Genomic DNA, 19,771 nt, shown 5'->3' with positions numbered 1-19,771 from the left:
CGAGAGCAGCCGGCCGAGCGGCGTGTGAGCTGCGCGCGCGCCGGCCGGATACCATCATGTCCTCGGGACCCGAGGAGGAGCCGGTGAGCGTGCTGCAACGCTTCGAGAAGCGTCTGGAAGGCCTGGTCGAAGGGGCCTTCGCCAAGGTCTTCAAAGGGGTGGTCCACCCCGTGGAGATCCTCAACGCCATGCAGCGGGAGGCCGAGGCGCACAAGGCGATCCTGGCCGGTGGGCGCACGTTGGTGCCCAACCGCTACGTGATCGATCTCTCGCCGTTCGACCACAGTCGGCTGGCGCCGTACGCCGCCGCGCTGGCCCAGGAGTTGGCCCAGTCGCAGGCGGAGTTCATCGGCGAGCAGGCGTGGACGGTCTACGGCGACGTGATCGTCGAGATCGAGCGAGGCGAGGGGCTGGACACGGGGATGTTCCGTGTCACGGCCGAGGTCTACACCGGCGGCGAGGTCGCCCCGGTGTCGGCACCCGGCTACGACGCCGGCCCGCCCGCCTACCCCGCGTACGACCAGGGCGGTGGCTACGGCCCCCCGCCCGGGCACGGTGGCGGTCGCAACGTGCGGCTGGTCTCCGGCGACGGTCGCACCTACCCGCTCCAGATGGGGTCGACGGTGATCGGTCGTGGCGACCAGGCCAACCTGCGTCTGCCCGACGTCGGCATCTCCCGGCGACACGCCCGGCTCGATTTCGACGGGGGTCAGGTCGTACTGACGGATCTGGGTTCGACCAACGGCACCATGGTGAACGGGCAGCGGGTCTCCGCCGTCGCGCTCAACCCCGGTGACATGGTCCAGCTCGGGACGACGACGCTGACCTTCCGCGTGGACGGCTGACCCGCCTTGCCGGAACTGGTCATCACCGTTGCCCGGTTCGGGTTCCTCATCCTGCTGTGGATCTTCGTGTTCACCGTGGTCGGTGTGATCCGCCGGGACCTCTTCGCGGGCGCCCGGTCCGGTCGCCTGGTGGCCGCGCCACGCGCGGTGGGCGCCTCGACGGGGCAGGCGGCCAAGCCAGCGAAGGTGAAGCGGGGCAGAGCGGCGCACCAGCTGGTGGTGACGGCCGGTCAGCTGGCCGGCACGAAGATCACTCTCGGTGAAGCGCAGATCACCATTGGTCGGGCTGAGGACTCCACCCTGGTCATCACCGACGACTACGCCTCCGCGCGACACGCCCGGCTCGTGCCACGTGACGGGCAGTGGTACGTCGAGGACCTCGGCTCGACTAACGGCACGTACCTCGATCGCGCTAAGGTCTCCGGACCAACCCCCGTCCCCCTCGGCGTGCCGATCCGGATCGGCCGCACTTCCCTCGAATTACGGCCATGACTCTGACCCTGCGCTATGCGGCCCACAGCGACCGCGGTCTGATCCGAGACGGCAATCAAGACTCCGTCTACGCCGGGCCGCGGTTACTCGCCGTTGCCGACGGCATGGGCGGTATGGCCGCCGGTGACGTCGCCAGCAACATCGTCATCGGTGCCATGGCGCCGCTCGACGAGGACGTCCCAGGGGACGCTCTCGTCGATGCGTTGCGTTCGGCCGTGGGCACCGCCAACCAACAACTCCGCGACACGGTGGACGCCAACCCGCAGTTGGAGGGGATGGGCACCACGCTGACGGCGACCCTCTTCACCGGCAGCAAGCTGGGGATGGTCCACATTGGCGACTCGCGGGCCTATCTGCTGCGCAACGGCGAGTTCGCGCAGATCACCAAGGACGACACGTACGTCCAGATGCTCGTCGACGAAGGCCGGATCAGCGCCGAGGAGGCGAGCAGCCACCCGCAGCGGTCGCTGCTCACCCGCGCCCTCGACGGTCGGGACATCGACCCGGAATACTCGGTCCGCCAGGTCATGCCCGGCGACCGGTACCTGATCTGCAGCGACGGCCTCTCGGGCGTGGTCAGCGCCGAAACCATCGGCGAGACCCTGCGGGAGTACGCCGACCCGCAGCAGTGCGTCGAGCGGCTGGTGCAGCTCGCGCTGCGCGGCGGTGGGCCGGACAACATCACGGTGATCATCGCCGACGCCACGGATCAGGACATCGTCGAGGCGACCCCGATCGTGGGCGGCGCCGCCGCCCGGGACCGGGGAATGGCGACCTCCGCCGACAACTCGACCCCGGCCGCCCGAGCCTCGGCGCTCTCCGCGCCGCGCCCGGCCGTGCCGGAGGAGCCGGCGGCCTCCGACGATGACGCCGACCGACCGAAGCGACGCCCGGTCCGGACCGCCGCCATGGCGCTGGCCCTGCTGGTGATCGTCGGCGGTGCGGCGTTCGGCAGTTGGACGTACACCCAGCGGCAGTACTACGTGGGTGCCACCGAAGAGGGCCAGGTCGCCGTCTTCCGCGGCGTCCAGGGTCAGATCGCCGGGATGGACCTGTCCAGCGTGCACCGCCGCAGCGGCACCCGCCTGGACGACCTCACGGTCGCCGCGCAGGACACCGTCAAGGTCGGCATCCGGGCCAAGAGTGAGCCGGACGCCGAGCGTCAGCTCGCCGAGCTGACCAGCGACACGCCGAGCAACCCCAACCTGAAGCCGCTCTGCCCGCTCGACGCGACAGTCACCGAGGGCGGCACGCCCACGCCGACGCCCACGCCGATCGGTTCGACGCCGACCCCGAACGGCAGCCCGACCGCCAACGCGTCGCCGACCCCCAACGGGGTTGTCAGCGCAAGCCCGACCGTCGGTGCCACCACCGCTCTCGGTGCGGCCGGCGCGACCACCACACCCGACGCCACGCCCTCCGACTCGGCCACGCCGGCGCTCGACCCGGCCGGTTGCCGGTCTCCTGAGTGAGCGTCGGCTGAGATCCTGAGGACTCCACCCGTGACCGTAGCGGCCACACCGGCACCCTCGCCCGCGACCGCGGGCGAGCAATCCGGCGTACGCCTGGCGCGGTCGCGCCGCAACGCCGAGCTGTACCTGCTGCTGCTGGCGATGGCGCTGGTGGCCGCGTACGGGGCGACCGTCGAGGCGAACCTGCTGGACACGGTCACCTCGGACTTCTGGATGCCGGCCGCCGCGCTCGGCGCGGTCTTCCTCGGCCTGCACCTGGTCATCCGGTTCCTCGCCCCGTTCGCCGACCCGGCTCTGCTGCCGGCGGTGGCCCTGCTCAACGGGCTCGGCGTGGGCTTCCTCCGTCGGATCGACCTGGGTGACGCCCCGGTGCCCGAGCGGGAGAGCCTGGCCGTCTTCGCGGGGCAGGGCGGGCGCCAGCTCGCCTGGACGCTCGGTGCGGTGATCCTCGCCGCCGGCCTGCTCGCGATCATGCGTGACCATCGGTCGATCTCGCGGTACGCGTACACCCTGGGGTTGGCCGGCATCGTGCTGGTGATGATCCCGGCGGTGCTGCCGTCGAGCATCTCCGAGATCAACGGCGCGAAGCTGTGGGTGCGGGTGGGCAGCTTCTCCATCCAGCCGGGTGAGTTCGCCAAGCTGGCGCTGCTGGTCTTCTTCGCCTACTACCTGGTGCGCAAGCGCGAGGTGCTGTCGCTGGCCAGTCGGCGCTTCCTCGGCATCGACTTCCCGCGTGGCCGCGACCTCGGCCCGGTGGTCGGCGTCTGGCTGATCAGCGTCCTGGTGCTGGTCTTCGAGAAGGACCTGGGCACCTCGCTGCTCTACTTCGGCATGTTCGTGGTGACGCTCTACATCGCCACCGAACGGGTCAGCTGGCTACTGATCGGCCTGGTCCTCTTCTTCGGCGGGGCGTACCTCGCCTACGTCCTCGGCTCGACGGTCGGCGGGCCGTTCGCCAACTTCTACCTGCGGGCGGAGATCTGGCTCGACCCGTTCGCCGACCCGACCGACAAGGGCTACCAACTCGTGCAGGGGCTGCTCGCCCTGGGCACCGGCGGGCTCTTCGGTGCGGGGCCGGGCGGTGGTCAGCCGGAGATCCTGCCCGAGGTGCAGAACGACTTCATCTTCGCCGGCATCGGTGAGGAGATCGGCCTCTTCGGCCTCTCCGCGTTGCTGGTCGTCTACCTACTCATCGTGGAGCGCGGGCTGCGCGCCGCGCTCGCGGTTCGGGACTCGTTCGGCAAGCTGCTCGCCGGCGGTCTGGCGTTCACCCTCGGCCTCCAGGTCTTCGTGATCGTCGGCGGGATCAGCAAGCTCATCCCGCTGACCGGTCAGACCACCCCGTTCCTGTCCGCCGGTGGCTCGTCGCTGATGGCCAACTGGCTGCTCATCGCGGTGTTGCTGCGGGTCTCCGACGGCGCCCGCCGACCGGTCACCGGAGGAGGCGGCGGCAAGGCGGCTCGTCCCAGCGGTGGCCCGCCCGAGCAGCTGCACGGTGCTCCCACGGAGGTGATCAAGCCGTGAACGCACCCCTGCGCCGTGTTGGCGTCGTCGTCATGGTCCTGTTCGGTCTGCTCTTCGCCAACCTCAACTGGATCCAGGCCTACAAGGCGGATGAATACCGCACCAGCGACTACAACGGCCGGGTCCAGGTTGCCGACTACAAGCGCAAGCGCGGCAACATCGAGGCCGGCGGCACCGCGCTGGCCACCAGCAAGGAGACCACCGGCAAGCTGAAGTTCCTGCGCACCTATCCAGGTGGCCCCAAGTACGCCCACGTGCTCGGCTTCAAGCCGGTCAATCTCGGCGAGACCGGCATCGAGGACGTGGAGGACGACTTCCTGGCCGGCACCAGCGACCAGCTGATCGGCGACCGGTTGAAGGACATGTTCACCGGCGACGACACCGGTGGCGGCAACGTGCTGCTCACGCTCTCCAAGAAGGCGCAGGACGTGGCGTACGACCAGCTGCGCAACAACGAGGTGGGGGCGAAGAGGGGCGCGGCGATCGCCATCGACCCGCGTACCGGTGCTGTGCAGGCGTTGGTCTCCATGCCCAGCTTCGACCCGAACCCGCTGGCCAGTCACGACATCAACGAGGCAACAGCCGCGTACAACACGCTGGAAAAAGACCCGGCCGAGCCGTTGAAGAACCGCGCGCTCGCCGAGACGCTGCCGCCGGGCTCCACCTTCAAGATCGTGGTGGCCGCGGCGGCTCTGGAGAACGGCGTCACCAAGACCACCCCGATCCCGGCGGGTTCCAGCTGGACCCCGCCCACCTCGGGCACCCCGATCCGCAACGCCGATCCGTCAATCTGCCCGACTCGGCAGGTCACCCTGATGGAGGCGGTCACCGAGTCGTGCAACACCGGCTTCGCCCAGCTCGGTGTGCGGCTCGGTGCCGAGACCCTCAAGGAGAAGGCCCAGCAGTTCGGCTTCGAGCAGGAGGACCTGACAGTCGGCCACCTGGGCGAGGGCGGCCTCCCCACGGCGGCCAGCCGGACCGGCGATATCAAGAACCCGGACGGCAGCACCGACCCGGCCGCACTTGCCCAGTCCTCGATCGGCCAGAACAACGTCCGGATGACCCCGCTCGAAGGCGCCATGATCGCCGGCGCGATCGCGAACAGCGGCAGTCAGATGCGGCCGTACCTGGTGCGGCAGCTGCTCGCTCCCGACCGGACCACCAGCTACTACACCGCCGATGCGCGGGAGCTGCGCCAGCCCGTCGGGCCGCAGGTCGCCGCCGACCTGCGCGAGATGATGGTCAGCGTGGTCCGGAACGGCACCGGCAAGAAAGCCGCGATCAGCGGTTACACCGTCGGCGGCAAGACCGGCACCGCCCAGTCCGCCCCGGACCGGCCCGACCACGGCTGGTTCATCGGCTTCGCCCTGGACAAGAACGGCAACCCGGTCTCCGCGGTCTGCGTGATGCTGGAGCAGGCCGGCCCCGGCGGTAGCGGCGAGGCCGCTCGGATCGCCGGTCAGATCATGAAGGCCGCCATCACCGACCCAGGGGGTCGCTGACATGCTCAGCCCCGGCGTGCAGCTCGGCAACCGCTACCGTCTCGACGAGCGGATCGCCAGCGGCGGCATGGGCGACGTCTGGCGCGGCACCGACCAGGTGCTCGGCCGGACGGTCGCGGTGAAGAGCCTGCTCCCCGCCCTGCTCGACGACCCGGACTTCGGCGAGCGGTTCCGCGGCGAAGCCCGCACCATGGCCACCATCAACCATCCCGGCGTGGTGGACGTCTACGACTTCGGCAACGACCAGCAGATCGCCTTCCTGGTCATGGAGTACGTCGAGGGTGACGCCCTGTCGTCCACGTTGAGCCGGGTCGGCCGGCTCACTCCGGCGCGCACGATGGCCCTCGTCGCGCAGGCCGCCGACGCGCTGCACGCCGCCCACGAGAAGGGCATCGTGCACCGCGACGTGAAGCCGGGCAACCTGCTGGTCCGGCCGAACGGCACGCTTGTGCTGACCGACTTCGGCATCGCCCGCTCCGACCTGGTCGGCCAGCTCACCGCCGCCGGTTCGGTGCTCGGCACCGCCTCGTACATCTCGCCGGAGCAGGCCACCGGCGGCGTGGCCACCCCGGCGTCCGACGTGTACGCCCTCGGCGTGGTCGCCTACCAGTGCCTGGCCGGTCGGCGGCCGTTCGAGGGCGACAACCCTCTCGACATCGCGATGCGGCACGTCCGGGAGACGCCCCGGCCACTGCCGGCCGACATCCCTCCGCAGGTGCGCGCCCTCGTCGAACGGGCATTGGCCAAGGACCCGGCCGCCCGCTGGCCGAGCGCCGCAGCCCTCGCCGGGGTCGCCCGTCAGCTCAAGGCCGCGCTCTCCCAGCAGGCCCGGGCCGGCGCCAACTCCGGGCCGGTCTCCGGGGCGCCCTCCTCACCCGCCGCGCCCGGGCGGGCCCAGGTGCCGCAGGCGCACCAGATGCGTCCGCCGGCTGCCCGCCCGCCGGCGGCCGGGCCGAGGCCGACCGCGATCGCGCCCGCCCAACAGCCACGCCCCACCGCCGTCGCGCCGGCCGTCCAGCCCGCCCGGCCGCAGGGCGCACCGAACGGCTACCCGCGCGGTGCGGCGGCGGTGCCGTCCGGGCCGCCCCGGCAGGAACACCCGCCGGCGTACGTGCGACAGGCCGGCCCGGCGTCGCCGTCATCCCAGCCCCAGCGGTCCCGGCCTGGAATGGTGCTCGTCGCCATCCTGCTGGCCGTGCTGGTCCTGCTCTGCTCTGGCGTGATTTCCTACAACCTACGGAAGCAGTCGCAGGCCGGTGTATCCGCCGGGCTGTCGCCGCGCACCGTGACGTCCGGCGCGCTTCGACTCGACGGGCGCGACGATCCGACCCGGACGTCGTACCGTCGAGAGGTACGACTCCAGCCGGGTGACGGCGGGACGACGACGAGCGAAGGACGACAGACGCGATGACAGCGCAGGCCCGCCTGCTCGGTGGCAGGTACCAGGTCGGCGAGCTGCTCGGCTATGGCGGCATGGCCGAGGTGCACCGTGGTCGCGACCTCCGGCTCGGTCGGGACGTCGCGATCAAGATGCTCCGCACCGACCTCGCCCGGGACGCGACGTTCCAGATGCGGTTCCGTCGGGAGGCGCAGAACGCCGCCTCGCTCAACCACCCGGCGATCGTGGCGGTCTACGACACCGGCGAGGAGACCGCGCCGACAGGTGAGACGCTGCCGTTCATCGTCATGGAGTTCGTCAACGGGCGGACCTTGAAGGAGGTCCTCGGCGCCGAGGGGCGGCTGCAGCCGCGTCGGGCGCTGGAGATCTGCGCCGACATGTGCGCCGCGCTGGAGTTCAGCCACCGGCACGGCATCATCCACCGGGACATCAAGCCCGGCAACGTGATGCTCACCCAGACCGGCCAGGTCAAGGTGATGGACTTCGGCATCGCCCGTGCGCTGGCCAGCGGTGCGACCACCATGACGCAGACCAGCGCGGTGATCGGCACGGCTCAATATCTTTCCCCGGAGCAGGCACGCGGCGAGGCCGTCGACGCGCGCTCCGACGTGTACGCGGCAGGGTGTGTGCTCTTCGAGCTGGTCTGTGGGCACCCGCCGTTCGTCGGGGACAGCCCGGTCAGCGTCGCGTACCAGCACGTACGGGAGACGCCCCCGACGCCGAGCGACATCAACCCGGACGTCACGCCGGCCATCGACGCGATCGTGCTCAAGGCGCTGTCGAAGAACCCGCTCAACCGCTACCAGAGCGCTGGCGAGATGCGGGCCGACCTGCTCCGCGCCGCCGCCGGCCGGCCCGTGCTGGCCACCCCGGTGCTGCGCGAGGCGGAGACGGTGGCGATGGCCCCGGCCGGCGGTGGGGGCGGTTATCCGGGTTCCGGTCGTGGGCAGCAGACCGGGCAGATCCCCGCTCGGGTGGGCGACCCGCGTCAGCGCAAGGCGTCCTCCTGGTTGATTGCGACGTTCAGCGCGGTCGGCGTATTGGCGGTGATCGCACTGGTCGCCGCCCTGCTCTGGAACATGCAGCAGGGCAAGGACCTGAAGGCGGTGCCGACCCTCACCGGCAAGACCCAGGTCGTCGCGGTCGCCGAGATCAGCAACCTCGGTTTCAAGGCGCAGGTGGGCGACCCCGTCCTGGCCAGCGACTGCACCAAGGGCACCGTCGTCAACCAGGATCCGGTGCCGAACACCCGGCTGGAGCCGTCCAGCCTGGTGACCATCCGGGTCTGTGGCGGCCCGGCCGAGGTGGTCGTTCCCGCAGGGCTCAAGGGCAGCAAGCGGCAGAGCGCCATCGATCGACTCACCGAGGCGAAGCTCAAGTACGACATCAAGCCGGTGGACGGCGAGGCGAGCGAGGACGAGGTCCTCAATGTGGACCCGCCGTCCGGGCAGCGGGTCGCCGAGGGCACGAAGGTGACGCTCACGGTCTCGAGGGGCAACGTCAACGAGGTGCCGAACGTCGTGGGGTTGAGCCAGGCGGAGGCCACCCGCGTTCTCCAGAACGACGGCTTCACGGTCCAGGTACAGAACGGGCCGGAGGTGCCCGCCGACCAGGCCGGGAAGGTCACCGACCAGAGCCCGAACGGCAAGGAGAAGAAGCCCACCGGCACGAAGGTCATCATCAAGGTGAGTCAACCCGAGCCGGAGAGCGACCCGACGCCGACGGGCACGCCGACGGGCACCCCCACTGGCACGCCGACCACTCCTCCCGGCAACGGGGGCGGCATCGGTTTCCCGTTCCCGCCCCCGCCGAGCCGGCCCCAGGACTAGGCCACCCGCGGGCATCGGCATGACCGGGGCTGAATCGTCCCCGGGCGGGGCGGTGCGGCGGTGGCCTCGCCGCCTCCGCCGTCTGGCCGTCGCGGGCCTCGTCGTGCTGATGCTCGCCAGCTCCCCGTGGCTGTGGACGACGCTCGCCGCACGCGGCCACGTGTACGACGCCGCCGACGCGCCGTCCGCCGACGTGGTGATAGTCCTCGGCACCGAGGTGGCAGCCGATCGGCAGCGGCCGGGGGACCGCCTCGCTGGCCGCCTGGACACCGCCGCAGAGTTGGTGGCCGCCGGGCGGGCCACTGTCGTCCTCGTGTCGGGCGACGGCGGTGGCGCGTCCGGCGACGAGCCGACGGTGATGACGACGTACCTCTCCGAGCGCGGTGTCGACAGGCGCCGGGTGGTGGCCGACCCGTTCGGCCTGGACACCTACGACAGCTGCGCGAGAGCCCGCGAGGTGTACGGCGTCGAGCGGGCCCTGATCGTCACCCAGTCGTACCACCTGTCCCGGGCCGTGACACTGTGCCGGCAGCTCGGCCTCGACGTCGACGGGGTGACCGCCCGCTGCGACGGCTGCGGTGCTGCCCTGCTCGCCGAGAAGTCGGTTCGGGACTACTTCGCCAGTGGCAAGGCGGCGTGGGACGCGGTGCGCGACCGACCGCCGGCGGTGCGCTCGCCCGCGGACCCCGCGATCCAGGAGGCACTGCGGGGCTGACCCGGGCCCGCGCGAGGTCTTGAACGGGGCGGCCGCCGCCTCAGGTGGTGGCGAAGGCCGCCAGACGACGAGCGTCGACCTCGGCGGCCAGCGCGGGTGCCCGTTCCAGCGCCTCGGGGTGACCGCAACCGGCCAGCCAGTTGGCCAGCATCAGGTGACCGCCCTCGGTGAGTACCGACTCGGGGTGGAACTGGACGCCCTCGATGGGCAGCGTCCGGTGCCGCATCGCCATCACCACACCGGAGCCGGTCCAGCCGGTGACCTCCAGCTCGTCCGGAAGCGTCTCGGGCAGCACCGCGAGCGAGTGGTACCGGGTGGCGGTGAACGGGTCGGGCAGACCGGCGAGTACGCCCACCGAGTGGTGCCGTACCTCGGAGGTCTTTCCGTGCAGCAGCTCGGGGGCGCGTGTCACGGTCGCCCCGAAGGCTTCGCCGATCGCCTGGTGGCCGAGGCAGACACCGAAGATCGGCAGCTTGCCCGCGTACTCCCGGATGACGTCCAGGCAGATGCCGGCGCGGTCCGGGCTGCCCGGCCCGGGCGACAGCAGGATGCCGGCCGCGCCGGCCGTGCCCACTTCGGCGAGATCGATCTCGTCGTTGCGGCGGACCTCGCAGTCCACGCCGAGCTGGCCCAGATATTGCACGAGGTTGAAGACGAAGGAGTCGTAGTTGTCGATCACCAGGACGCGCATGGTCACCTGCTCGGGGAGGGAGGCGCGGGGTTGTTCTGGTCGGTGTCGTACGGCAGTTCGTGCTCGTCGCCGGCTGGGGTCTCCACGGTCACCGGGTCGCCACCACCGGTGTCGGCGGGTACGCCGGACTCGACCTGCACGTCGTCGAAGGGCAGCAGGGGTTCGGCCCAGGGAAAGGCGACGTACCAGAGCAGGGCCACCGTGGCGGCCACCAGCAGCACCGAGCCGCTCAACTTTCCGATCACGCCGAACGGCAGCTTGCGCCAAATGAACGCGTACATCGGGTCAGCCTCCCAGCTCCGCCGGGCGGCCCGCGGACTTGGGTTGGGTGCGGTCCAGTTCGGCGTGGATGATCAGCCGCTGGTAGTTGTCGAATTTCGGGTTGCACGTGGTGAGGGTGAGCATCCGTTTGGTCGCCTTCTTGTCCGGCTCGCCGGGCACCGGCGCCACCACCTCGACCTGGGTCGGCCGGACGATGCGGGACTGCGACACCCGGTAGACGTACCAGTCGGTCTTGCTCTCGACCACGATCGGGTCGCCCTCATCCAGTTCGTCCAGCCGCCAGAAGGTCGCCCGGTTGCGGTGGCCGGCGACGGAGAAGTTACCCACCTGACCGGGGAGCGCGCTGGTCGGGTAGTGGCCCGGGGCGAAGCGGATGTCCTGCTGGGTGACCCCCTCGACGACTACCCAGTTCTTGTCGAGCTTGGGGATGTAGAGGCCCGCGAGCGGCTTGCCGCGTACCGGTGGGGACGGTTTGACGCTCGGGCCCACCGACGGGGCGACAGTCGGGTTGTCGGTCGGAGCCCATGCCTGAGTCAACTCGTTGTTGAGGTCGTTCTGGTGGGCGTCGACGATTGCCGACTTGCCCCAGACCTCGTAGCCGGCGAAGAGCAGGACCACCAGGCCGAAGGTGATCAGGATTTCGCCGGTGACGCGGACGCCGGTACGCAGGCGCGAGCCGATCGACGGGCGGGTGAGCTCGGAGTAGACGCTCTTGTAGCCCTCGCCGGTCTGGTGCGGCCGGAGTTGGACCACCCGCTCGCCACGTCGGGGTTGGGGAGGATCGGCGGAGCTGTCGCCGGGCTCCTCGGGGACCGCGGTGCGGGGGACGGCACCCATCAACGCGGTCGAGTCCATGGTTGGCGGTCTGGTGGCGGGCGTGGAGGGCACGGCCGGAATCAGCGCGGTGGCGGCCGGGTCAGCGGCGCGGTTCCCTCCAGTGCTCGGCGGGACCCGGCCTGGCCCGGTTGGCGGGACCCGGCTGGGCCCGGTCGACGCGAAGCCTTCCTGCCCGGCCGCTGCGACGCGGTCGGGGGCGGCCGGGGAGACCGGGGAGCCGGTCGGTCGTGCGGGCCGGGCGGTGACCTGCGGGATGTACGCGGTCGGCGAGTCGGCCAGCGGCGGCGTCGGGGGGCCGGAGGGGGCCGGCCGGGTCGGGGTGCCGGAGTTGGTCGGCCGATTCGGCAGCGGCGGCCCGGCGGGCGTGGCGGGCCGGGTCGGGGCGGCAGCTGGCGGGGCTCCCGTGCCCGGCGGACCGCCGGCGGTGGGCGGTCGGGTCGGCGTGTTGTCGGGGGCAGCGGGCCGAACCGGGCCCTGGTTGGCGGTGGTCGGCCGGCCGGGGGCGGTCGCGGGGGGAACCCCGGCGCCGCCGCGCGGGCCCGGCCCGGAAGCTGCGGTGCCCAGCCCGGGAGCTGCGGTGCCCGGCCCGGAAGCTGCGGTGCCCGGCCAGGGCGGCGGGGCTTCGGCGCTCGGGCGGCCCGGGGTCTCGGTCGGCTCGGGTCGAGCGCTGCTCGGCCGCGTCGGTGGCTCGACTCGCGGAGGGTGTAGCACCGGCTCCGGCCAGTTGCCGGCCGGGGCCGGTCGGCCGGGTGCCGGCTCGGGCCGGTCGACCTTGGGCAGGAAGGCGGTCGGATCGTCGGTCTGATCCCGGTGTCGCCCGTCGCGACGCTCGTCCGGTCCGCTCATCTGGGCACCGTAGCCGAGCGCAGGGCGGTCGAGTCCTCGAATGCGGGAACCCGCACCGTGGAGGTCGTCTCCTTGTAACCGAGCTGGTAGTCGTCGACCGCGTCCTTGAACAACCGGACTCCCTCAGAGCTGGCGAGGGCCTGCTGGAGGGCAGCGGGATCGCCGATCGCCACGATCTTGAACGGTGGGGAGTAAACCCGACCATGGAGCAGCAGGGTGTTACCGACGCAGCGTACCGCGCTGGTGGTGAGCACGCGGACGTTCATGATTGACATGGCCTCCGCCCCGCCGGCCCAGAGCGCGTTGACCACCGCCTGCACGTCTCCCTGATGCACCACCAGGTCGTCGTTGCTGGCGTCCGACTGCGTCTGCTCGAGCTGTGGCGCGTCGTTCAGCTCGACGGTGACCCCGGGCCCGCCCAGAGCGGTGAACCCGGCGTTCTGGAGGCTGCCCTGGGCACGATTCTGCTGATCCTTGATCGGGGCGTCCGAGCCGGCAAGCGTGTCCGTCCGTTGCTCGACCTCGCCGCGCAGTGTGGCGGCGCGGCGTTCGCTGGCCGCGACCTGCTCGCGTCGGTCCTCGATGAGCTGGTTGAGCTGGGGGCGCCGGTCCTCCCGGAGAGCGGTGCCGCCCGCGGTGGTCGCGGTGGTGGTGAAGAGCAATCCGGCGGCCGCGGCGATCAGGGGCACCCCGATCGACCAGCCCGGACGGCGTTGACGCGGTCGCCGGGGCAGCAGCCCGGCGGCGGCCCGTCGGAGGACCTTCTGCCAGGAGGTTGCGCCGGATGTGTACTCCACCGAGCGTTCCTTCCGCGTGTCGGGGATCGGTCCGTGCCGGCCGGGCCGGTGATGCGAACAGTCCCGCCTCTTTCGGTCACTCCGTGCACCGGCCTGACCCCATTCGTGGTCCGGGCGGCCAATCGGGACTACGCTAGCTCTCGAACATTATTGGCCATGGACCGTCGCCCCCGCGCCCGGTTGTCAGGCCGGACGAGGTCGTCACCCCTCTGGAGAGCGCCGTGCCCAAGTCTCAGGTCCGTAAGAAGAAGGTGTACACCCCGCCGACGGACGTTCGTCCGACGACGACGGCGTCGTCGCGCAAGCCTAGCCCGGTGTGGTTGCCGATCACCGCTGTCGCCCTGATCGTGGTCGGGATCGGCTGGCTGGTGCTCTACTACCTGTCCGAGCAGGAGTACCCGGTCATGGCGTGGGGTTACTGGAACCTCGCCGTCGGCTTCGGCGCGATGGTCGCCTCGCTGGGTCTGCTCTCCCGCTGGCGCTGATCCGTCCAGACCGTCGCGATCGGCGGTCTCACGTCACCCCGTCGAGCCCCTGCCCGGCAGGATCGGGTGGGGCCCCCTATGGTGTCCGCAGGCAGCGCGGCCTACTGCGAGATGACTCACGTTACCGCTGGGTAACCTTCGCGTAGGCTGCACTGCATGACCGCGCAGAGCGAGGTCGTCAGGCAGCAGACCGGGGAGGCCAACTCGATGGGCAGCGTCCAGATCGTCACCACGATCCTCGCGGCCGCCATCACCGCCGTGGCGGTGTGGCTTGCGGTGCGTGCGGTCCTGAAGATGGTGGCAGTCATCCGGCTCGGGCAGCCCGCGCCGGAGCGGTTCTCCGACAAGGTCGCCCGCGCCAGGACGATGCTTGTGGAGACGGCCGGCCACACCCGCATGCTCAAGTGGGGCGTGGTGGGCGCCGCGCACTGGTTCGTGATGGTCGGCTTCGTCGTGCTGTCGCTGCTGGTGCTCGAGGCGTACTTCGAGGTGGTCACCACCGACGGCGGTCTGCCGATCATCGGGCACTGGACGATCTTCGGCCTGGTCACCGAGATCATCGGGGTGCTGGGTCTGGTCGGCATCCTGGTGCTGATGGCGATCCGGCTGCGCAACCGGCCGACCCGCCCGGGTGGGCGGTCCCGGTTCACCGGCTCGACCATGTGGCAGGGCTACTTCGTCGAGTGGATCGTGCTGCTGGTCCTGATCTTCGGCTTCGTGATCCGGGGCTTCAAGGTCGCCACCGACCACTTCGAGTTCCCGTTCTGGGCCACCCCGGTCAGCCACGCGGTCGGTGCGGTGCTGCCCGACTGGGCGGACGGCGTGAGCGTCGCCGCCGCCATCAAGATCATTATTTCGATGACGTGGCTGATCGTCATCTCCCTGAACGTCACCATGGGCGTCGCCTGGCACCGCTTCCTGGCGTTCCCCAACATCTTCTTCAAGCGGGAGCCGGCCAAGCCGGCCGGCTCCGGTCTCGGCGCGCTGCGTCCGATGACCAGCCAGGGCAAGCCACTCGACTTCGAGGAGGCGGACCCGGAGAAGGACCAGTTCGGCGTCGCCCACGTCGAGCAGTTCACCTGGAAGGGCCTCCTGGACTTCAGCACCTGCACCGAGTGCGGTCGCTGCCAGTCGCAGTGCCCGGCCTGGAACACCGGCAAGCCCTTGTCGCCGAAGCTGCTCATCCTGAGCCTGCGCGACCACGCGTACGCGAAGGCGCCCTACCTGCTGGCCGGCGGCGGCAAGGACCTGACCGGCGAGGAGAAGGCCACCCAGGCGCAGCTCGCCCACCTGGACGTGCTGGCCCTGGCCGAGGCCGACAAGCCGTTGATCGGCACCGCCGAGGAGGGCGGTGTCATCGATCCGGACGTGCTCTGGTCCTGCACCACCTGCGGCGCCTGCGTCGAGCAGTGCCCGGTGGACATCGAACACGTGGACCACATCGTCGACATGCGTCGCTACCAGGTGCTGATCGAGTCGAGCTTCCCCTCCGAGGCCGGGGTGATGCTGCGCAACCTGGAGAACAAGGGCAACCCGTGGGGCGCCCCGCAGAACACCCGCGAGGACTGGACCAAGGGCCTGGACTTCGAGGTGCCCCGGGTCGGCGAGGTGGACGACTTCGAGTACCTGTTCTGGGTCGGCTGCGCCGGCGCGTTCGAGGACCGGGCCAAGAAGACCACCCGCGCGGTGGCCACGCTGCTCAACGAGGCGGGCGTGAAGTTCGCGATCCTGGGCGAGGGCGAGACCTGCTCCGGCGACCCGGCGCGACGGATCGGCAACGAGTTCGTCTTCCAGATGCTCGCCCAGCAGAACGTGGAGACGCTGAACGAGGCGTTCGAGGGCCGGGACAAGGCCAAGCGCAAGATCGTCGCGACCTGCCCGCACTGCTTCAACACCCTGGGCAACGAGTACGGGCAGCTCGGCGGAGAGTTCGAGGTGGTCCACCACACCCAACTGCTCGCGCACCTGGTCGCCACCGGCAAGCTCACCCCGGTGCAGCCGGTCGACGGCGGCGTCACCTACCACGACCCCTGCTACCTGGGTCGGCACAACCGGATCTTCGCGGCCCCCCGTGAGGTCCTTGGTGACGCCATCGCCGGTGACCTGACCGAGATGCCGCGCAACAGCGAGCGCTCCTTCTGCTGCGGTGCTGGCGGCGCCCGGATGTGGATGGAAGAGAAGATCGGCAAGCGGATCAACGTGGACCGGGTCGAGGAGGCCATGGCCACCGGCGCGAAGACCGTGGCGGTCGGCTGCCCGTTCTGCTCGACCATGCTCAACGACGGGGTCAACGGCAAGGGTGCCGGCGAGCAGGTCGAGGTGATCGACGTGGCGACGGTGCTGCTCCGTTCGGTCAAGCCCGAGCAGCCGCAGGGCGGCAAGGAGACCGCGCCGATCGCCGGCTGAGGCGCGTACACCCGGGTTGTGCACATCGACGGCGGCGGCCTCTGCGGGCCGCCGCCGTCGTCGTGCAAGAATCTCGCCGAGGTGAGGCGACATCGACGGCCTACTCTTGATGACGCTGTTGCCCCTGGTCGGCTTCGTAGCCCTGACCGTGGGCAACGCGTTCTTCGTCGCGGCCGAGTTCGCCCTGGTCACGGTCGACCGGGCGGAGATCGACAGGCGGGCCGCCGCGGGTGACCCGGCCGCCCTGACGGTACGCACGGCGTTGCGCGAACTCTCCTTCCAGCTCTCCGGGGCGCAGCTCGGCATCACCATCACCGCGCTGCTCACCGGCTACCTGGCCGAGCCGGCCCTGGCCCGCCTCTTCACCCCGTTGTTGCGTCCGCTGGCCGGAGACGGCACCGAGCGGCTCACCCCGTTCCTCGCGTTGGCCCTGGCCACGCTGATCTCCATGCTCTTCGGCGAGCTGGTGCCGAAGAACGCGGCGCTGGCCCGGCCCATGCCGGCGGCGTTGGCCACGGCCGGCCCGATGCACACCTTCTCCCGGACGTTCGGCTGGGTGATCCGAGGGTTGAACGGCTCGGCGAACCGACTGGTCCGGGCGCTCGGCGTGGAGCCGCAGGAGGAGTTGGCCAGCGCCCGTTCGCCGGAGGAGTTGGGCCTGCTGGCGGGCATCTCGGCGCGGGCCGGCGCGCTGCCCACGGACACCGCGATGCTGCTGCGTCGCACCATCCGCTTCGGTGACAAGCGGGCCGCGGAGGCGATGACCCCGAGGGTGGACGTGGTCGCGCTACGCGTCACGGCAACCGTGGCCGAGCTGCTGGAGGAGTCGCGGCGGACCGGACGGACCCGCTTCCCGGTGTACGAGGAGACCCTGGACCTGGTGACCGGTGTGGCCGGCGTGCCCGACGCGCTGGGCGTGCCGCTGGCCGACCGGGCGTCGACCAGGGTCGGCTCGGTGGCCCGCGAGCCGGTGTACGTGCCGGAGAGCCTGAACCTGGACGGTGTCCTGGCCGCGCTGAAGGCGGCCGGGGCCGACCTGGCCATCGTGGTCGACGAGTACGGCGGCACGGACGGCGTGGTGACCGTCGAGGACCTCGTCGAGGAGTTGGTCGGAGAGATCGCCGACGAGTTCGACCCGGCGAGCGTGGACGACGACGGTTCGGTCGAGCTGACCGTGCCGGGCGGTGAGCGCACCGTGCTGGTCGACGGTGTGCTCCGCTCCGACGAGCTGGCCGAGCAGACCGGGTTCCGGCTGCCCGAGGGGCCGTACGAGACGTTGGCCGGGTTCCTGATGGCCCAGCTCGGGCACATCCCACTCGCCGGCGAGACGGTCGAGACGGACGGCTGGGAGTTCACAGTGGTCGAGGTGGAGCGGCACCGGATCGAGCAGGTCCGGGTGTTGCGCCCGGCGGATCCGGACGACGATGACTGAGCTGCTGGTGACCGTGCTGCTGCTGCTCGGCAACGGGTTCTTCGTGGGCAGCGAGTTCGCGCTCATCGCGTCGCGCCGGACGGTGATCGAGCCGCTGGCCGCCGGGTCGAAACGTGCCCGCTGGGCGCTGTCGGCGATGAACCAGATTCCGTTGATGATCGCTGGCGCGCAGCTCGGCATCACGGTCTGCTCGCTGGGCCTGGGCGCGATCGCCGAACCGGCGCTGGCGCACCTGCTGGAGCCGCCGTTCCACGCGGCCGGCCTGCCGGAGCGAGCGGTGCACCCGGTGGCGTTCGTGCTGGCACTGGGCGTGGTGGTCTTTCTGCACACGGTCGTCGGCGAGATGGTGCCGAAGAACATCACGCTTGCCGGTCCGGAGGTTTCCGCGCTCTGGCTCGGCCCGGCGATGCTGGCGTTCTGTGTGGCCACCAAACCGTTGTTGCTCGCGATGAAATGGGCGGCCCGCCGCGTGCTCGCGCTCTGGCGGATCGAGGCGTCCGAGGCGGTGAAGACGGTGTTCACCGCCGAGGAGTTGGCCGGGTTGGTCTCCCAGGCGCGGACCGAGGGACTGCTCGACGCGGAGCAGCACGCGCGGATCACGGGCGCGCTGGCCCTGCACGCGCGGACGGCGGCGGACGCGCTGCAACCGTGGTCGACGGTGGTGACGGTGGCCGAGGACGTCTCGCCGGCGTCCCTGGAGGTGCTGGCGACCCGGACCGGCCGGTCCCGGTTCCCGGTGGTGCAGCGGTCGACCCGTCGGGTGCTCGGCTTCGTGCACGTCAAGGACGTGCTCGGGTACGCCGGGCAGGGCCGCCGGTCCCCGGTGTCGGCCGACGTCTACCGGCCGCTGGCGGTGGTGCCGCCGGAGCGTACGCTGGCCGATCTTCTGCTGGCCATGCGTCGCGAGCGGCGGCACATGGTGCTGGTCAGCGACGGGCGACGGCCTCTCGGTGTGGTCACTCTCGACGATGTATTGACCGCAATCGTTGGTTGATGAATCAATACCCTTGGTGTGCAGGCGGTTGCACGACAGTGATGGTTACTGCGGTCACCTTGATTACCGCCCCGAGCTTCCCTAATGTGGGGCACCGACCGCTGTGGGTCGTCTGCCTCGGCCCTTCCCTCACGCGAGGCGCCCGGCGGTCGGTTGCAAAGGAGTCGGTGCCGGTGGCAACCATGCCCCCTCATCGTCACGACCTGACTGCGTCTGCTCGCTCTGGTGGCCTGCGCCGCGTCGCGCACCGGGTGCTCGTCCTGGTCGCTGCCGCAGCGGTCGGCGCCGGTCTGTTGACCGCGCCGGCACATGCCGCGCCCACGGTCGACGAGATCGAGGCGCAGATCGACAAGAAGTGGGAGCAGTTGGAGCCCACCATCGAGCAGTACAACAAGGTCCGGGCGCAGCTGAAGGTCAACCGACAGAAGTCGGCGAACCTGCAGAAGAAGATCGAGCCGCTGGCGCTGCAGAGCGAGCTGGCGCTCAACCGGGTCGGTGATCTCGCCTCCCGGTACTACATCTCGGGCCCGTCGCAAGACATCGGCGCGCTGCTGGTCAGCGCCAAGCCGGACACGCTCACCGAGCAGCTCACCATCCTCGACCGGCTCGCCGCGCGGGAGCGCAAGGAGGTCGAGGGCGTGCTGGCCGTACGGGCCAAGTACGACGGTGAGAAGCAGAAGCTGGACGCGCTGATCGTCACCCAGACCAAGCAGCAGAACGAGCTGGCGGCCAAGAAGAAGCAGATCGACGCCGAGATCAAGCAGCTCGAGGCGTCGATGCCCAAGACCACAGTCAAGACCGCGGCCTGCCCGACCATCAACGGAGTGTTCAGCGCGGCGGCTCGCACCGCGATCAAGACCGCCTGCGGCAAGGTCGGCAAGCCGTACGTCTGGGGCGCCACCGGTCCGAACTCGTTCGACTGCTCGGGGCTGACCCAGTACGCGTACAAGGCAGCGGGGATCTACCTCACCCACCACACAGGTGACCAGTGGAACGAGGGCAAGGCCGTTTCGCGAGCCGACGCCCGGCCCGGTGACCTGGTCTTCTTCTTCTCCGGCCTGAGTCACGTCGGGCTCTATCTGGGCAACAACACAATGGTGCACGCGCCGCGTGCCGGTAAACCGGTGCAGGTGTCCAGCATCAACACCATGCCTGTCGCCGGGTTCCGTAGACCTGGCTGATCCACCTCGCGCGACACGACGGCCCCCGGTCACCGACCGGGG

17 protein-coding genes are annotated in these 19,771 nt (G+C 70.7%); 13 read left to right on the top strand and 4 right to left on the bottom strand.

Annotation, left to right across the window (positions count from 1 at the left end; all coding sequences use genetic code 11):
* The first annotated feature begins 56 nt into the window (after nucleotides 1–56).
* Genes ACLQ3B_RS10215 through ACLQ3B_RS10180 form a run of 8 tightly spaced genes read left to right on the top strand, consistent with a single transcriptional unit; the run spans nucleotide 57 to nucleotide 9,778 of the window.
* Nucleotides 57–845, top strand: coding sequence for an FhaA domain-containing protein (locus ACLQ3B_RS10215; protein ID WP_007454122.1), 789 nt, complete (start codon nucleotides 57–59; stop codon nucleotides 843–845).
* 6 nt (nucleotides 846–851) lie between these two features.
* Nucleotides 852–1,337, top strand: a complete 486-nt coding sequence (locus ACLQ3B_RS10210; protein WP_196928900.1) for an FHA domain-containing protein FhaB/FipA — start codon at nucleotides 852–854, stop codon at nucleotides 1,335–1,337.
* On the top strand, nucleotides 1,334–2,809 hold the full coding sequence (locus tag ACLQ3B_RS10205) for a PP2C family protein-serine/threonine phosphatase (protein ID WP_425779415.1): 1,476 nt from the start codon (nucleotides 1,334–1,336) through the stop codon (nucleotides 2,807–2,809). Before ACLQ3B_RS10210 ends, ACLQ3B_RS10205 begins: the two co-directional genes overlap by 4 nt.
* 30 nt (nucleotides 2,810–2,839) lie before the next feature.
* Nucleotides 2,840–4,333, top strand: coding sequence for an FtsW/RodA/SpoVE family cell cycle protein (locus ACLQ3B_RS10200; RefSeq protein ID WP_425779413.1), 1,494 nt, complete (start codon nucleotides 2,840–2,842; stop codon nucleotides 4,331–4,333).
* Nucleotides 4,330–5,835 (top strand): peptidoglycan D,D-transpeptidase FtsI family protein, encoded by a 1,506-nt coding sequence (locus ACLQ3B_RS10195; protein ID WP_425779411.1) that lies wholly within the window; start codon nucleotides 4,330–4,332, stop codon nucleotides 5,833–5,835. The genes ACLQ3B_RS10200 and ACLQ3B_RS10195 overlap by 4 nt, the downstream gene beginning before the upstream one ends.
* A 1-nt stretch (nucleotide 5,836) precedes the next feature.
* Nucleotides 5,837–7,246: a protein kinase domain-containing protein gene (locus tag ACLQ3B_RS10190; protein ID WP_425779409.1), complete on the top strand. Its 1,410-nt coding sequence runs from the start codon at nucleotides 5,837–5,839 to the stop codon at nucleotides 7,244–7,246.
* Nucleotides 7,243–9,063 carry a Stk1 family PASTA domain-containing Ser/Thr kinase gene (pknB, locus tag ACLQ3B_RS10185; protein WP_425779407.1) on the top strand — a complete coding sequence of 607 codons (1,821 nt, stop codon included), beginning with the start codon at nucleotides 7,243–7,245 and terminating at the stop codon, nucleotides 9,061–9,063. The genes ACLQ3B_RS10190 and pknB overlap by 4 nt, the downstream gene beginning before the upstream one ends.
* Nucleotides 9,064–9,082: 19 nt before the next feature.
* Nucleotides 9,083–9,778 (top strand): SanA/YdcF family protein, encoded by a 696-nt coding sequence (locus tag ACLQ3B_RS10180; RefSeq protein WP_425779405.1) that lies wholly within the window; start codon nucleotides 9,083–9,085, stop codon nucleotides 9,776–9,778.
* A 40-nt stretch (nucleotides 9,779–9,818) separates the two neighbouring features.
* Here ACLQ3B_RS10180 and ACLQ3B_RS10175 read toward each other — a convergent pair whose 3' ends face one another.
* Genes ACLQ3B_RS10175 through ACLQ3B_RS10160 form a run of 4 tightly spaced genes read right to left on the bottom strand, consistent with a single transcriptional unit; the run spans nucleotide 9,819 to nucleotide 13,231 of the window.
* On the bottom strand, nucleotides 9,819–10,469 hold the full coding sequence (locus ACLQ3B_RS10175) for an aminodeoxychorismate/anthranilate synthase component II (protein ID WP_425779403.1): 651 nt from the start codon (nucleotides 10,467–10,469) through the stop codon (nucleotides 9,819–9,821).
* A gap of 2 nt (nucleotides 10,470–10,471) precedes the next feature.
* The gene (locus ACLQ3B_RS10170) at nucleotides 10,472–10,750 is read right to left on the bottom strand and encodes a hypothetical protein (protein WP_425779402.1); all 279 of its coding nucleotides are present in this window, start codon (nucleotides 10,748–10,750) and stop codon (nucleotides 10,472–10,474) included.
* A 4-nt stretch (nucleotides 10,751–10,754) separates the two neighbouring features.
* Nucleotides 10,755–12,434 carry a class E sortase gene (locus ACLQ3B_RS10165; RefSeq protein ID WP_425779400.1) on the bottom strand — a complete coding sequence of 560 codons (1,680 nt, stop codon included), beginning with the start codon at nucleotides 12,432–12,434 and terminating at the stop codon, nucleotides 10,755–10,757.
* A complete protein-coding gene (locus ACLQ3B_RS10160; RefSeq protein ID WP_425779399.1) occupies nucleotides 12,431–13,231 on the bottom strand; it encodes a DUF881 domain-containing protein in 801 nt (266 codons plus the stop codon). Before ACLQ3B_RS10160 ends, ACLQ3B_RS10165 begins: the two co-directional genes overlap by 4 nt.
* A gap of 221 nt (nucleotides 13,232–13,452) precedes the next feature.
* Here ACLQ3B_RS10160 and ACLQ3B_RS10155 point away from each other — a divergent pair, with 221 nt between their 5' ends.
* The 5 genes from ACLQ3B_RS10155 (at nucleotide 13,453) to ACLQ3B_RS10135 (ending at nucleotide 19,729) form a co-directional block, all read left to right on the top strand.
* Nucleotides 13,453–13,716 (top strand): cell division protein CrgA, encoded by a 264-nt coding sequence (locus ACLQ3B_RS10155; RefSeq protein WP_124774961.1) that lies wholly within the window; start codon nucleotides 13,453–13,455, stop codon nucleotides 13,714–13,716.
* A 207-nt stretch (nucleotides 13,717–13,923) separates the two neighbouring features.
* On the top strand, nucleotides 13,924–16,122 hold the full coding sequence (locus ACLQ3B_RS10150; RefSeq protein WP_425779879.1) for a (Fe-S)-binding protein: 2,199 nt from the start codon (nucleotides 13,924–13,926) through the stop codon (nucleotides 16,120–16,122).
* Nucleotides 16,123–16,231: 109 nt separating this feature from the next.
* Nucleotides 16,232–17,554, top strand: a complete 1,323-nt coding sequence (locus tag ACLQ3B_RS10145) for a hemolysin family protein (RefSeq protein ID WP_425779398.1) — start codon at nucleotides 16,232–16,234, stop codon at nucleotides 17,552–17,554.
* Complete coding sequence (locus ACLQ3B_RS10140; protein WP_425779396.1) at nucleotides 17,547–18,548, top strand: hemolysin family protein; 1,002 nt, start codon at nucleotides 17,547–17,549, stop codon at nucleotides 18,546–18,548. The genes ACLQ3B_RS10145 and ACLQ3B_RS10140 overlap by 8 nt, the downstream gene beginning before the upstream one ends.
* 167 nt (nucleotides 18,549–18,715) lie before the next feature.
* Nucleotides 18,716–19,729 carry a C40 family peptidase gene (locus tag ACLQ3B_RS10135; RefSeq protein ID WP_240639295.1) on the top strand — a complete coding sequence of 338 codons (1,014 nt, stop codon included), beginning with the start codon at nucleotides 18,716–18,718 and terminating at the stop codon, nucleotides 19,727–19,729.
* The last annotated feature ends 42 nt before the right edge of the window (nucleotides 19,730–19,771 follow it).

The organism is Micromonospora sp. DT53 (assembly GCF_049841535.1).
Taxonomy (GTDB): domain Bacteria; phylum Actinomycetota; class Actinomycetes; order Mycobacteriales; family Micromonosporaceae; genus Micromonospora.
Note: the sequence above shows the minus strand (reverse complement) of the source record. Positions and strands in the feature narration are given on the sequence as shown.